Source organism: Streptomyces sp. Y7 (assembly GCF_043195415.1).
Taxonomy (GTDB): Bacteria; Actinomycetota; Actinomycetes; order Streptomycetales; family Streptomycetaceae; genus Streptomyces.
On the sequence record NZ_JBIDDQ010000003.1, the window covers coordinates 134,032 to 146,521 of the forward strand.

Below are 12,490 nucleotides of genomic sequence, written 5' to 3' on the forward strand. Positions count from 1 at the left end.
ATGTGGATTCGTGGACGAACGATCTCCACAGACTGTGGACAACGAGAGGATCCACAGGCTGTGCACGAAGTTGTCCACCGACAACCCACAGGCTGGGGCCAGTTGTCCCCAGTGATCCCCAGCTTCTCCACACCGCTGTCCACTGTTCGGCAACGCGACGCGCCTCGTCACCGGGTCGAGTGAAAGGCGTCACACAAAGGTGCCGGGTTGGCCTGTGGGAAAGGTGGGTAAACCTGGGGACGGCACTGGGGAGAAGTCGCCTCAGGCTGTGCATGGGGTGTGCAGAACTTTCCGTTCTCCACAGAAACACCCGGTTGTCCACTGCCGTCGCCCACAGGGCCCGTGGACAAAATCTCTGCTCTGAGCTGGGAAAACGTGGTTATCCACGGTATCCACAGGCCCTACTACTACTCCCAACTAGAGAGAGCTGGGAATTGGTTTCGAAGAGGGTCCTGTGCACAACTCGCTGTCCGGCTCCCGGCTGCCCCTCGTCACGACTTGACCCCGAGAGGCACCTACTGTCAGTGGGGTGCGTCAGACTGTTCCCGGTGTCCTTCCCCTCACTGGGGCCGACGACACCGAGACAGACGACGAAGCCAGGCAGGCCGAGAAGCGCCGGCAACAGCAGGAGGCGGCAACAGTGAAGATCCGGGTGGAACGCGACGTACTCGCGGAGGCCGTGGCCTGGGCGGCACGCAGCCTCCCGGCCCGTCCGCCGGCGCCTGTCCTCGCCGGCCTCCTGCTGAAGGCGGACGACGGCCAGCTGAGCCTGTCGAGCTTCGACTACGAGGTCTCCGCTCGCGTCAGCGTCGAGGCCGAGGTCGAGGAGGAGGGCACCGTCCTCGTCTCCGGCCGGCTGCTCGCCGACATCTGCCGCGCTCTCCCCAACCGGCCGGTGGAGATTTCCACAGACGGTGTACGGGCGACCGTGGTCTGCGGCTCGTCGCGATTCACACTCCACACCCTGCCTGTGGAGGAGTACCCGGCCCTGCCGCAGATGCCGACCGCCACGGGCACCGTCCCCGGCGAGGTCTTCGCCTCCGCCGCCTCCCAGGTCGCCATCGCCGCCGGCCGTGACGACACGCTGCCCGTCCTGACCGGTGTGCGCATCGAGATCGAGGGCGACACGGTGACGCTGGCCTCCACCGACCGCTACCGCTTCGCGGTCCGCGAGTTCCTGTGGAAGCCGGAGAACCCGGAGGCCTCCGCGGTCGCCCTGGTCCCCGCCAAGACGCTCCTGGACACCGCCAAGGCGCTGACCAGCGGCGACAGCGTCACCCTGGCGCTCTCGGGCTCCGGCGCGGGCGAGGGCCTGATCGGTTTCGAGGGCGCGGGCCGCCGGACGACGACGCGGCTGCTGGAGGGCGACCTCCCGAAGTACCGCACCCTGTTCCCGACGGAGTTCAACTCCGTCGCCGTGATCGAGACCGCCCCCTTCGTGGAGGCCGTCAAGCGTGTGGCCCTGGTCGCCGAGCGCAACACCCCGGTGCGGCTCAGCTTCGAGCAGGGCGTGCTGATCCTGGAGGCGGGCTCCAGCGACGACGCACAGGCTGTGGAAAGGGTCGACGCCCAGCTGGAGGGCGACGACATCTCGATCGCCTTCAACCCGACGTTCCTGCTGGACGGCCTGAGCGCCATCGACTCCCCGGTGGCCCAGCTGTCGTTCACGACGTCCACCAAGCCGGCGCTGCTCAGCGGCAAGCCGGCGCTGGACGCCGAGGCGGACGAGGCCTACAAGTACCTGATCATGCCGGTGCGCCTGAGCGGCTGACGTTGTCCACAGCGGCCGGGGAATCCGTGGATTTCCCGGCCGTCGGCTCGTCCACCCGGCGCTTGCGCGGATCTTCTCCACAGTCCGGCTCCACAGTCCGGCCGAGTCTGTGGATCGTCCGGCCCCGTTCCGGTGGCCCCGCGGAGAAGCCGCAGGTGAGGGCGTACGAATGAGCGCGTATGCCCACGGATGTGCGCGTGCGTCCGGGTTTAGGCTCTGGCGTGGGCATGAAGGTGCCTCACACGCCACAGCAACCTAAGGAACAACTGATGGAGCTCGGTCTCGTCGGCCTAGGCAAGATGGGCGGCAACATGCGCGAGCGGATACGCCGCGCGGGCCACACCGTCGTCGGATACGACCGCAACCAGGACCTCGCGGACGTCCACAGCCTGGAAGAGCTTGTGGGCAAGCTCCCCGGCCCGCGCGTGATCTGGGTGATGGTCCCGGCCGGCGCCGCGACCCAGTCGACGATCGACGAGCTCGCCGAGCTCCTGGAGCCCGGTGACGTCGTGGTGGACGGCGGGAACTCCCGCTGGACGGACGACGAGCGGCACGCGGAGGAACTGGCGGCCAAGGGCATCGGATTCGTCGACTGCGGCGTCTCCGGTGGCGTCTGGGGCCTGGAGAACGGCTACGCGCTGATGTACGGCGGTGACGCGGAGAACGTCGCCAAGGTGCAGCCCTTCTTCGACGCCCTCAAGCCGGAGGGCGACTTCGGCGCCGTGCACGCCGGCAAGGTGGGCGCGGGCCACTTCGCGAAGATGGTCCACAACGGCATCGAGTACGCGATGATGCAGGCCTACGCCGAGGGCTGGGAGCTGCTTGAGAAGGTCGACTCCGTGACCGACGTCCGGGAGGTCTTCCGCTCCTGGCAGGAGGGCACGGTCATCCGCTCCTGGCTGCTGGACCTCGCGGTGAACGCCCTCGACGAGGACGAGCACCTCGACAGGCTCAGGGGTTTTGCACAGGACTCCGGTGAGGGACGCTGGACTGTGGAGGCCGCCATCGACCACGCGGTGCCGCTGCCGGCGATCACCGCGTCGCTGTTCGCGCGGTTCGCGTCCCGTCAGGACGACTCGCCGCAGATGAAGATGATCGCGGCGCTGCGGAACCAGTTCGGCGGCCACGCGGTGGAGACGAAGTAACCCGCCGGGCGCGGCCACGGCCGAGCACGACAGGACCGAGAAACGAGAACAAGTAATCCACACCCTGGGGATGCCGGCCTGGCACCCTCGGGGGGTGGCCCGGTTGTCCACAACTGGGGACGGTTCAACCACACGTTGGGGGAGGTCGGCGAACGACCATGCACGTCACGCATCTGTCGCTGGCCGACTTCCGCTCGTACGCCCGGGTCGAAGTCCCGCTCGATGCGGGCGTCACCGCCTTCGTCGGTCCCAACGGCCAGGGCAAGACGAACCTCGTCGAGGCCGTCGGCTATCTCGCCACCCTCGGCAGCCACCGCGTCTCCTCCGACGCCCCCCTCGTCCGTATGGGCGCCGACCGGGCGGTCATCCGGGCGCAGGTCCGCCAGGGCGAGCGGCAGCAGCTGGTCGAGCTGGAGCTGAACCCGGGCAAGTCCAACCGGGCCCGGATCAACAGGTCCTCGCAGGTCAGACCCCGTGACGTGCTCGGCATCGTGCGGACCGTGCTGTTCGCGCCGGAGGATCTCGCGCTGGTCAAGGGCGACCCCGGCGAGCGGCGCCGCTTCCTCGACGAGATGATCACCGCCCGCTCCCCGCGCATGGCGGGCGTGCGCTCCGACTACGAGCGCGTCCTCAAGCAGCGCAACACCCTGCTGAAGTCGGCCGCGCTGGCGCGTCGGCACGGCGGCCGCTCGATGGATCTGTCCACCCTCGATGTCTGGGACCAGCACCTCGCGCGTGCCGGCGCCGAACTGCTCGCCCAGCGCCTGGACCTGATCGCGACGATCCAGCCGCTGGCCGACAAGGCGTACGAGCAGCTGGCGCCCGGCGGCGGCCCCGTCGCCCTGGACTACAAGCCGTCCGCTCCCGGCGAGGCGCACACGCGCGAGGACCTCTTCGAGCAGCTCATGGCCGCGCTCGCCGAGGCCCGCAAGCAGGAGATCGAGCGCGGCGTCACGCTGGTGGGCCCGCACCGGGACGATCTGCTGCTCAAACTGGGTCAGTTGCCCGCCAAGGGCTACGCCTCGCACGGCGAGTCCTGGTCCTACGCGCTGGCGCTGCGCCTGGCGTCGTACGACCTGCTCAGGGCCGAGGGCAACGAGCCGGTGCTGGTCCTCGACGACGTGTTCGCCGAGCTGGACGCCAGACGCCGTGAGCGGCTGGCCGAGCTGGTCGCGCCCGGCGAGCAGGTGCTGGTGACGGCCGCGGTCGACGACGACGTACCGCACGTACTGGCGGGGGCGCGGTACTCGGTGGCCGAGGGGACGGTGGAGCGCGTATGAGCGAGAACCCGTCCCGAAACCCGTCCGAGAACGCCCCTGACGGCCCCAAGAAGGCCCCGGAACCCTCCGGTGTCGACCTTGCGCGCGTGGCGCTCAGAGCGGCCAAGGAACAGGCGCGTGCGCGGGGCGACGCGGCGCAGCAGAAGAAGCAGGCGCGCCGCGGGGGCGGCCTGCGCTCCGGCGCGCGTGCCGACGGCCGCGACCCCATGGCCCTCGGCTCCGCCATTAACCGCTTGATCACCGAGCGCGGCTGGGAGACCCCGGCCGCGGTGGGCGGTGTGATGGGCCGCTGGCCGCAGATCGTCGGCGACGACGTGGCCAAGCACTGCGTGCCGGAGAAGTACGACGAGGACGAGCGGGTCCTGGTCGTGCGCTGCGACTCGACGGCGTGGGCGACGAACCTGCGGCTGCTCGCCCCGACGCTGGTCGCCCGCCTCAACGAGGACCTCGGCCACGGCGCGGTGAAAGTGCTCAAGGTGCAGGGTCCCGGCGGCCCCCCGCGGCGCTACGGCCCCCTGCGCGCGCCCGGCAGCACGGGCCCCGGCGACACATACGGGTGAGCGGACCGGCCGACGGCGTGTGACCGGCCCTCGGACTCGGGACTGCCCTCATGCCCCGTTCCTCCGGAGCGGAGAGCCTCCGCGGGCACACAGGAGCCTCCTGAACCCCCGTAACAGCAGCCTCCACAGCCCCGTCGGCCACAGGTGACCGACATCACATCAGTGGCTGTCGCCGGTCACGAAACGACCTCGGCGACCTGCTCCTCGTACAACCGCACGCGGTTGCGAATCGCGACCTGACTCCTAAGTAGCAAAGGGTTGACGGCTGGAAGCGCTGAGTGCCTCTGTGAGCCTCTTGGAGCCCCCATCCGTATATCGGGAGTCGGAAGAGGCGGGTTCAGGGCGGCACATGCGGACTCAGGTACCGGCAAACCCCCATCACTGTCGGCGCTACCGGTAGACTGGAGCCCAATCCCGCCCCACTCGTGGGGACCGTCCGGGAAAAGCTGAGCAACGCTGATCAAGGCTTACCAACGCAACATGCCGCAGCCGCTCCGGCAACCCGCCGACGAGCCTGGCTCGTGCTGTGCCAGAAAGGGCGCTTCGTGGCCGATTCCGGCAACCCCAACGAGAACATCCCGTCCACTGACGCCGTCGTCGCCGAGGCCATCGCCACGGCCTACGACGCCAGCGCCATCACCGTCCTCGAGGGTCTGGACGCGGTTCGCAAGCGACCCGGTATGTACATCGGTTCGACCGGCGAGCGCGGCCTCCACCACCTCGTGTACGAGGTGGTGGACAACTCCGTCGACGAGGCGCTGGCCGGTCACGCGGACACCATCGAGGTCACGATCCTCGCCGACGGCGGCGTGCGCGTCGTCGACAACGGCCGCGGCATCCCCGTGGGCATCGTCCCCTCCGAGAACAAGCCGGCGCTCGAGGTCGTGCTGACCGTCCTGCACGCGGGCGGCAAGTTCGGCGGCGGCGGCTACGCGGTCTCCGGTGGTCTGCACGGCGTGGGTGTCTCCGTCGTGAACGCGCTGTCCTCGAAGGTCGCCGTCGAGGTCCGGACCGACGGCCACCGCTGGACGCAGGACTACAAGATGGGTGTCCCCACGGCACCGCTCGCCCAGCACGAGGCCACCGAGGAGACGGGCACGTCGGTCACCTTCTGGGCCGACGGCGACATCTTCGAGACCACCGACTACTCCTTCGAGACGCTCTCGCGGCGCTTCCAGGAGATGGCGTTCCTCAACAAGGGTTTGACGATCAAACTCACTGACGAGCGCGAGTCGGCCAAGGCCACGTCCGGTGCGGACGAGGCCGGCGCGGACGAGACCGCCGAGGTCAAGAAGGTCACGTACCACTACGAAGGCGGCATCGTCGACTTCGTGAAGTACCTCAACTCCCGCAAGGGCGACGTGGTGCACCCGTCGGTGATCGACCTCGAGGCCGAGGACAAGGACCGGGCCCTCTCCCTCGAAGTCGCCATGCAGTGGAACAGCGGTTACAGCGAGGGCGTGTACTCCTTCGCCAACATCATCCACACGCACGAGGGCGGCACGCACGAAGAGGGCTTCCGCGCGGCGCTCACCAACCTGATCAACAAGTACGCGCGCGACAAGAAGCTGCTGCGCGAGAAGGACGACAACCTCACGGGTGACGACATCCGCGAGGGTCTGACGGCGATCATCTCGGTGAAGCTGAGCGAGCCGCAGTTCGAGGGCCAGACGAAGACCAAGCTGGGCAACACGGAGGCCAAGACCTTCGTGCAGAAGGCGGTCTACGAGCACCTCAACGACTGGCTGGACCGCAACCCGGTCGAGGCGGCGGACATCGTCCGCAAGGGCATCCAGGCGGCCACCGCGCGCGTGGCGGCCCGCAAGGCCCGCGACCTGACCCGTCGTAAGGGTCTGCTGGAGAGCGCCTCGCTGCCGGGCAAGCTCTCCGACTGCCAGTCGAACGACCCCATCAAGTGCGAGATCTTCATCGTCGAGGGTGACTCCGCCGGCGGCTCGGCCAAGTCCGGCCGCAACCCGCAGTACCAGGCGATCCTCCCGATCCGAGGCAAGATCCTCAACGTCGAGAAGGCGCGGATCGACAAGATCCTGCAGAACCAGGAGATCCAGGCGCTGATCTCGGCCTTCGGCACGGGTGTGCACGAGGACTTCGACATCGAGAAGCTCCGCTATCACAAGATCATCCTGATGGCGGACGCCGACGTCGACGGCCAGCACATCAACACCCTGCTGCTGACCTTCCTGTTCCGCTTCATGCGGCCACTGGTCGAGGCCGGGCACGTGTTCCTGTCCCGTCCCCCGCTGTACAAGATCAAGTGGGGCCGGGACGAGGTCGAGTACGCGTACTCCGACCGCGAGCGCGACGCACTGCTGGAGATGGGCCGTCAGCGCGGCAAGCGCGTCCGCGAGGACTCGATCCAGCGCTTCAAGGGTCTCGGTGAGATGAACGCCGAGGAACTGCGCATCACGACGATGGACCAGGAGCACCGCGTCCTCGGCCAGGTCACCCTCGACGACGCCGCCCAGGCCGACGACCTGTTCTCGGTCCTCATGGGCGAGGACGTCGAGGCCCGCCGGCAGTTCATCCAGCGCAACGCCAAGGACGTCCGCTTCCTCGACATCTGAGTCGGTCTCAGCTGACCGCACCAGGAAGGACCTTCACCAGCAATGACCGACGAGAACACTCCCGTCACGCCTGACGAGGGACAGACCCTGCGTGTCGAGCCCGTCGGGCTCGAGACGGAGATGCAGCGCTCCTACCTCGACTACGCGATGTCCGTCATCGTCTCGCGTGCGCTGCCGGACGTCCGGGACGGCCTCAAGCCCGTCCACCGGCGCGTCCTGTACGCCATGTACGACGGCGGCTACCGCCCCGAGCGCGGCTTCTACAAGTGCGCGCGCGTGGTCGGCGACGTCATGGGCAACTACCACCCCCACGGCGACTCCTCGATCTACGACGCCCTGGTCCGTCTCGCCCAGCCGTGGTCGATGCGCATGCCGCTCGTCGACTCCAACGGCAACTTCGGCTCGCCGGGCAACGACCCGGCGGCGGCCATGCGCTACACCGAGTGCAAGATGGCGCCGCTGTCGATGGAGATGGTCCGTGACATCGACGAGGAGACCGTCGACTTCACGGACAACTACGACGGCCGCTCGCAGGAGCCGACCGTCCTGCCGTCCCGCTTCCCCAACCTGCTGATCAACGGCTCCGCCGGTATCGCGGTCGGCATGGCGACCAACATCCCGCCGCACAACCTGCGCGAGGTCGCGGCCGGCGCCCAGTGGTGCCTGGAGAACCCGGAGGCCTCGCACGAGGAGCTCCTGGACGCGCTCATCGAGCGCATCAAGGGCCCGGACTTCCCGACCGGCGCGCTCGTCGTCGGCCGCAAGGGCATCGAGGAGGCGTACCGCACGGGCCGCGGCTCCATCACCATGCGCGCGGTCGTCGAGGTCGAGGAGATCCAGAACCGCCAGTGCCTGGTGGTCACGGAGCTGCCGTACCAGACCAACCCGGACAACCTCGCGCAGAAGATCGCCGACCTGGTGAAGGACGGCAAGATCGGCGGCATCGCGGACGTCCGCGACGAGACGTCGTCCCGCACCGGCCAGCGCCTGGTCATCGTCCTGAAGCGGGACGCGGTCGCCAAGGTCGTGCTGAACAACCTCTACAAGCACACCGACCTGCAGACCAACTTCGGCGCCAACATGCTGGCGCTCGTCGACGGCGTCCCGCGCACCCTCTCCCTGGACGCGTTCATCCGCCACTGGGTGACGCACCAGATCGAGGTCGTCGTACGCCGTACGCGCTTCCGGCTGCGCAAGGCGGAGGAGCGCGCACACATCCTGCGCGGCCTGCTGAAGGCCCTGGACGCCATCGACGAGGTCATCGCCCTGATCCGGGCCAGCGACACGGTCGAGATCGCGCGCACGGGCCTGATGGAGCTCCTGGAGATCGACGAGATCCAGGCCAACGCCATCCTCGAGATGCAGCTGCGCCGACTGGCCGCCCTGGAGCGCCAGAAGATCATCCAGGAGCACGACGAGCTCCAGGCGAAGATCACCGAGTACAACGCGATCCTCGCCTCGCCGGTCCGCCAGCGCGGCATCGTCAGCGAGGAGCTGGCGGCGATCGTCGAGAAGTACGGCGACGACCGCAAGACCATGCTGGTGCCCTACGACGGCGACATGTCCATCGAGGACCTCATCGCCGAAGAGGACATCGTGGTCACCGTCTCGCGCGGCGGCTACGTCAAGCGCACCAAGACGGACGACTACCGGGCGCAGAAGCGCGGCGGCAAGGGCGTACGGGGTACGAAGCTGAAGGAAGACGACATCGTCGACCACTTCTTCGTCTCCACCACCCACCACTGGCTGCTGTTCTTCACCAACAAGGGCCGGGTGTACCGGGCGAAGGCGTACGAGCTTCCGGACGCCGGCCGTGACGCGCGCGGGCAGCACGTCGCCAACCTGCTGGCCTTCCAGCCGGACGAGGCGATCGCCGAGATCCTCGCGATCCGCGACTACGAGGCGGCTCCTTACCTCGTGCTCGCCACCAAGGCCGGTCTTGTGAAGAAGACGCCTCTGAAGGATTACGATTCGCCGCGCTCCGGCGGTGTCATCGCGATCAACCTCCGTGAGACGGAGGACGGTTCCGATGACGAACTGATCGGTGCCGAGCTCGTTTCGCCCGACGACGATCTGCTTCTGATCAGCAGGAAGGCGCAGTCGATCAGGTTCACCGCCACGGACGAGTCGCTGCGCCCTATGGGCCGCGCCACCTCGGGTGTCAAGGGCATGAGCTTCCGCGAGGGAGACGAGCTGCTCTCGATGAATGTTGTTCGACCCGGTACGTTCGTGTTCACTGCCACCGACGGCGGGTACGCGAAGCGGACCGCGGTCGACGACTACCGCGTCCAGGGTCGCGGCGGCCTCGGTATCAAGGCCGCCAAGATCGTCGAGGACCGCGGTTCCCTCGTCGGCGCGCTGGTGGTCGAGGAGACCGACGAGATCCTCGCCATCACGCTGGGCGGCGGTGTGATTCGTACGCGAGTCAACGAGATCAGGGAGACGGGCCGTGACACCATGGGCGTCCAACTGATCAACCTGGGCAAGCGCGATGCCGTCGTAGGTATTGCACGCAACGCCGAGGCGGGACGCGAGGCGGAGGAAGTCGACGGCGACGTGGTCGTCGACGAGACCGCCGAGGGGGCCGCACCCGCCGGCACGGACGAGGACGCACCCTCGGCCGAGTAGCACGAGGAGAGAGTCATCGTGAGCGGAGCCACGGGCGCCGGATCGTCCGGTACCTCGACCGGTTCTACGGCCGGTCCGGAGACGGGCGGCGGCCGTGGCTCCGCCGCGCCTGCGACGGACACGCACACCACCCAGCTGAAAGCGATCAAGTCGCCGGCGAAAGGGTCTCCCTCGCCCGACGCACCCGGATCCCAGGGGGGAACCGTGACGGACACCCGAGGCTCGCAGGCCCAGCAGTACGCGGCCGGGGCGGCACCGGGCGCCCAGCCGCAGCCCCAGCCCGCGGGAGCGCAGCAGGCGGCTCCCGCGCCGGGCTCGCCCCTGCCGGGGGAACGGCAGCCGCAGCAGGCCGCCGGGCCCTACCACCCGCCGCAGGCGTACCAGACGGGCGCTCCGGCGGGCGCGGTGCGCCGGCCCCGCACGGGCGCGCGGACGACGCCGCGCACCCGTAAGGCGCGGCTGCGGGTCGCCAAGGCCGACCCGTGGTCGGTGATGAAGGTCAGCTTCCTGCTCTCCATCGCGCTGGGCATCTGCACGATCGTCGCGTCCGCGGTGCTGTGGATGGTCATGGACGCCATGGGCGTCTTCTCCACGGTCGGCGGCACGATCTCCGAGGCGACCGGCTCGAACGAGTCGAACGGCTTCGACCTCCAGTCGTTCCTGTCGCTGCCGCACGTGCTGATGTTCACGTCGATCATCGCGGTCATCGACGTCGTCCTGGCGACGGCACTGGCGACGCTCGGCGCGTTCATCTACAACCTCTCCGCGGGCTTCGTGGGCGGCGTCGAGCTGACGCTCGCCGAGGACGAGTGAGGTTCACCGAGGCCGGATGACGGTTGCCGTCGGGAGACGCTTCCAAACCTCTCCTGACGGTTCCCCGACAACCGATTTTGGGACTGCCCACGTCGTGCGCTAATCTTCAGGAGTCAGCGCGCGGGACACACACCGCAGAGCGCGGCGGGGCTATAGCTCAGTTGGTTAGAGCGCATCCCTGATAAGGATGAGGCCACAGGTTCAAATCCTGTTAGCCCCACATCTGGAAGACCCCCAGTCGATAACGGCTGGGGGTCTTTTGACATCTACGGCTGACACCAGCCGATGAGCGGATCTTCCAGAAGCTCGGCGAGCATCCCGACCGCTTCCCACTCACGCGAGCAGAGTCCCGCAGGCACGCCGGGCGAGGCGGACGGTGACCGGGAGCACTCGTCCCAAGGGGCCCGCCGACCGAACTGTGAACGGACACGGCCACCGGATCAGAGTTGATCAAAAGCGGTGCCCTTTCTTGGCTCGTCACGGAGACTGTTCCGAACCGCCATCACGCCGGGGGGACATGACCGCCACCAAGCTTCTGAGACCAGCCCTCGCCGCCACGCTCCTGACATCGGTCAATGGCCTGCGGCGCGTCGTCGGTGCCGGAGGTCGTGGTGAGCACCACGTGGTGAAAGCCTCGGAGAGCTGCGAGGACACGGCCCCGAAGTGATCTTCCGGAAACGTCCTGCCGACAGGGGACAGACATGACGACGCAGGCTGTGGGAGCTCAGCAGGACCGACGACCCGGTTTCGCGCGGGAGCGCGGTGCCGGGTTGCGGGTCCTGGCGTTCGCGGTGACGGCACTCGTTGCCGGGGCCATGGGCGTTGCGGGCACCTTGCTCCACCAGCGGACCACCGCACCGGACACGTCCGCCGTTGACGCACAGGCCGCCGAGATTGCCGAGGCCCTGCGCGCGGACTTGAACGCGGGCTTTCAGTCGGGGGGCCAGCCCTATGGGGGACAGTTCACCGAGGGCACGCTCGTCGCCCAGGTCCAGGGGCACGGCGGAGTGCTGCTGAGTGCCGGCCCGGAGCAGAGTCAGGGCGCCGGCAAAGTCCACACGGCAGAAGTGATGCTGGGGCTGGTACCGCCGGGCACGGAGACCGTCGCCGCGGACGCCTATCCGGTCCGCTGCTACCGCTACACATTCGGCCTCGGCACATACAGCGTGAAACAGTCCGGCATGGCATGCCCGGCTTTGCGGACCGACGGCAAGGCCGGCAGCCTTGCGGCGCAGATGGGCGTGCTGCTGACGCAGCAGCCCACTGGCACGTTCGCGTACCGGCAGATGACGACCGCGGGGTACGCACATACCCCTCAGGGCGCCGTGGATTTCCTGAAGGACAAGCGCCTGGTTGCCGCCGGGGACACGGTGAGCGTGGTCTCCGGCAAGGCTGACGGCGGCGACGTGTACGTTCTGGCCCTGCGCATCAAGGGTGCTTGTCACTACCTGCGTATGGACTCCTCGTCCACCGCGTCACGACTGATACCGCTGTGGGCCGCTCCGGCCGACGAACAAGAGGCTTGTGGCGTGATGCAGGCCGTGGCCGCCGCCGCGCTTTACGGGATTGACCCGGCGAAGGCGGGGTGAGTCTGGAAGACGCTCAGTCGATCACGACTGTGGGTCGTCGCCATGCGGGGCCTACGGGTCACCGAGAACCTCATGAGAGCGCTCGGGCCCGATTGTCAGTGCCGGATGAGAGCCTTTCG

The 12,490-nt window shown here is 68.3% G+C and carries 8 protein-coding genes and 1 tRNA gene; all 9 read left to right on the forward strand.

Annotated features, from left to right (window positions below):
- Positions 1–640: 640 nt before the first annotated feature.
- Positions 641–1,771: a DNA polymerase III subunit beta gene (gene dnaN / locus ACGFW6_RS11695; protein WP_030967521.1), complete on the forward strand. Its 1,131-nt coding sequence runs from the start codon at positions 641–643 to the stop codon at positions 1,769–1,771.
- A 269-nt stretch (positions 1,772–2,040) separates the two neighbouring features.
- Positions 2,041–2,916: a phosphogluconate dehydrogenase (NAD(+)-dependent, decarboxylating) gene (gnd, locus tag ACGFW6_RS11700; protein ID WP_393507196.1), complete on the forward strand. Its 876-nt coding sequence runs from the start codon at positions 2,041–2,043 to the stop codon at positions 2,914–2,916.
- Between the two features lie 158 nt (positions 2,917–3,074).
- A complete protein-coding gene (gene recF / locus ACGFW6_RS11705) occupies positions 3,075–4,196 on the forward strand; it encodes a DNA replication/repair protein RecF (RefSeq protein ID WP_393507198.1) in 1,122 nt (373 codons plus the stop codon).
- Positions 4,193–4,756: a DUF721 domain-containing protein gene (locus ACGFW6_RS11710; protein ID WP_393507200.1), complete on the forward strand. Its 564-nt coding sequence runs from the start codon at positions 4,193–4,195 to the stop codon at positions 4,754–4,756. Before recF ends, ACGFW6_RS11710 begins: the two co-directional genes overlap by 4 nt.
- A 521-nt stretch (positions 4,757–5,277) precedes the next feature.
- Entirely contained in the window at positions 5,278–7,341 is a 2,064-nt protein-coding gene (gene gyrB, locus ACGFW6_RS11715) for a DNA topoisomerase (ATP-hydrolyzing) subunit B (RefSeq protein WP_393507202.1), read from the forward strand.
- 42 nt (positions 7,342–7,383) lie between these two features.
- The gene (gene gyrA / locus ACGFW6_RS11720; RefSeq protein ID WP_393507204.1) at positions 7,384–9,969 is read left to right on the forward strand and encodes a DNA gyrase subunit A; all 2,586 of its coding nucleotides are present in this window, start codon (positions 7,384–7,386) and stop codon (positions 9,967–9,969) included.
- An 18-nt stretch (positions 9,970–9,987) separates the two neighbouring features.
- Complete coding sequence (locus ACGFW6_RS11725; RefSeq protein WP_393507205.1) at positions 9,988–10,782, forward strand: DUF3566 domain-containing protein; 795 nt, start codon at positions 9,988–9,990, stop codon at positions 10,780–10,782.
- A 146-nt stretch (positions 10,783–10,928) separates the two neighbouring features.
- Positions 10,929–11,002: transfer RNA gene (locus ACGFW6_RS11730), tRNA-Ile, on the forward strand.
- 481 nt (positions 11,003–11,483) lie between these two features.
- Positions 11,484–12,371 (forward strand): hypothetical protein, encoded by an 888-nt coding sequence (locus ACGFW6_RS11735; RefSeq protein WP_393507207.1) that lies wholly within the window; start codon positions 11,484–11,486, stop codon positions 12,369–12,371.
- Positions 12,372–12,490 lie beyond the last annotated feature (119 nt).

Excerpts from the sequence above, each read along its gene's own strand:
- gnd (WP_393507196.1), top strand. The coding sequence starts at position 2,041 with ATGGAGCTCGGTCTCGTCGGCCTAGGCAAGATGGGCGGCAACATGCGC.
- recF (WP_393507198.1), top strand. The coding sequence starts at position 3,075 with ATGCACGTCACGCATCTGTCGCTGGCCGACTTCCGCTCGTACGCCCGG.
- ACGFW6_RS11710 (WP_393507200.1), top strand. The coding sequence starts at position 4,193 with ATGAGCGAGAACCCGTCCCGAAACCCGTCCGAGAACGCCCCTGACGGC.
- gyrA (WP_393507204.1), top strand. The coding sequence starts at position 7,384 with ATGACCGACGAGAACACTCCCGTCACGCCTGACGAGGGACAGACCCTG.
- ACGFW6_RS11735 (WP_393507207.1), top strand. The coding sequence starts at position 11,484 with ATGACGACGCAGGCTGTGGGAGCTCAGCAGGACCGACGACCCGGTTTC.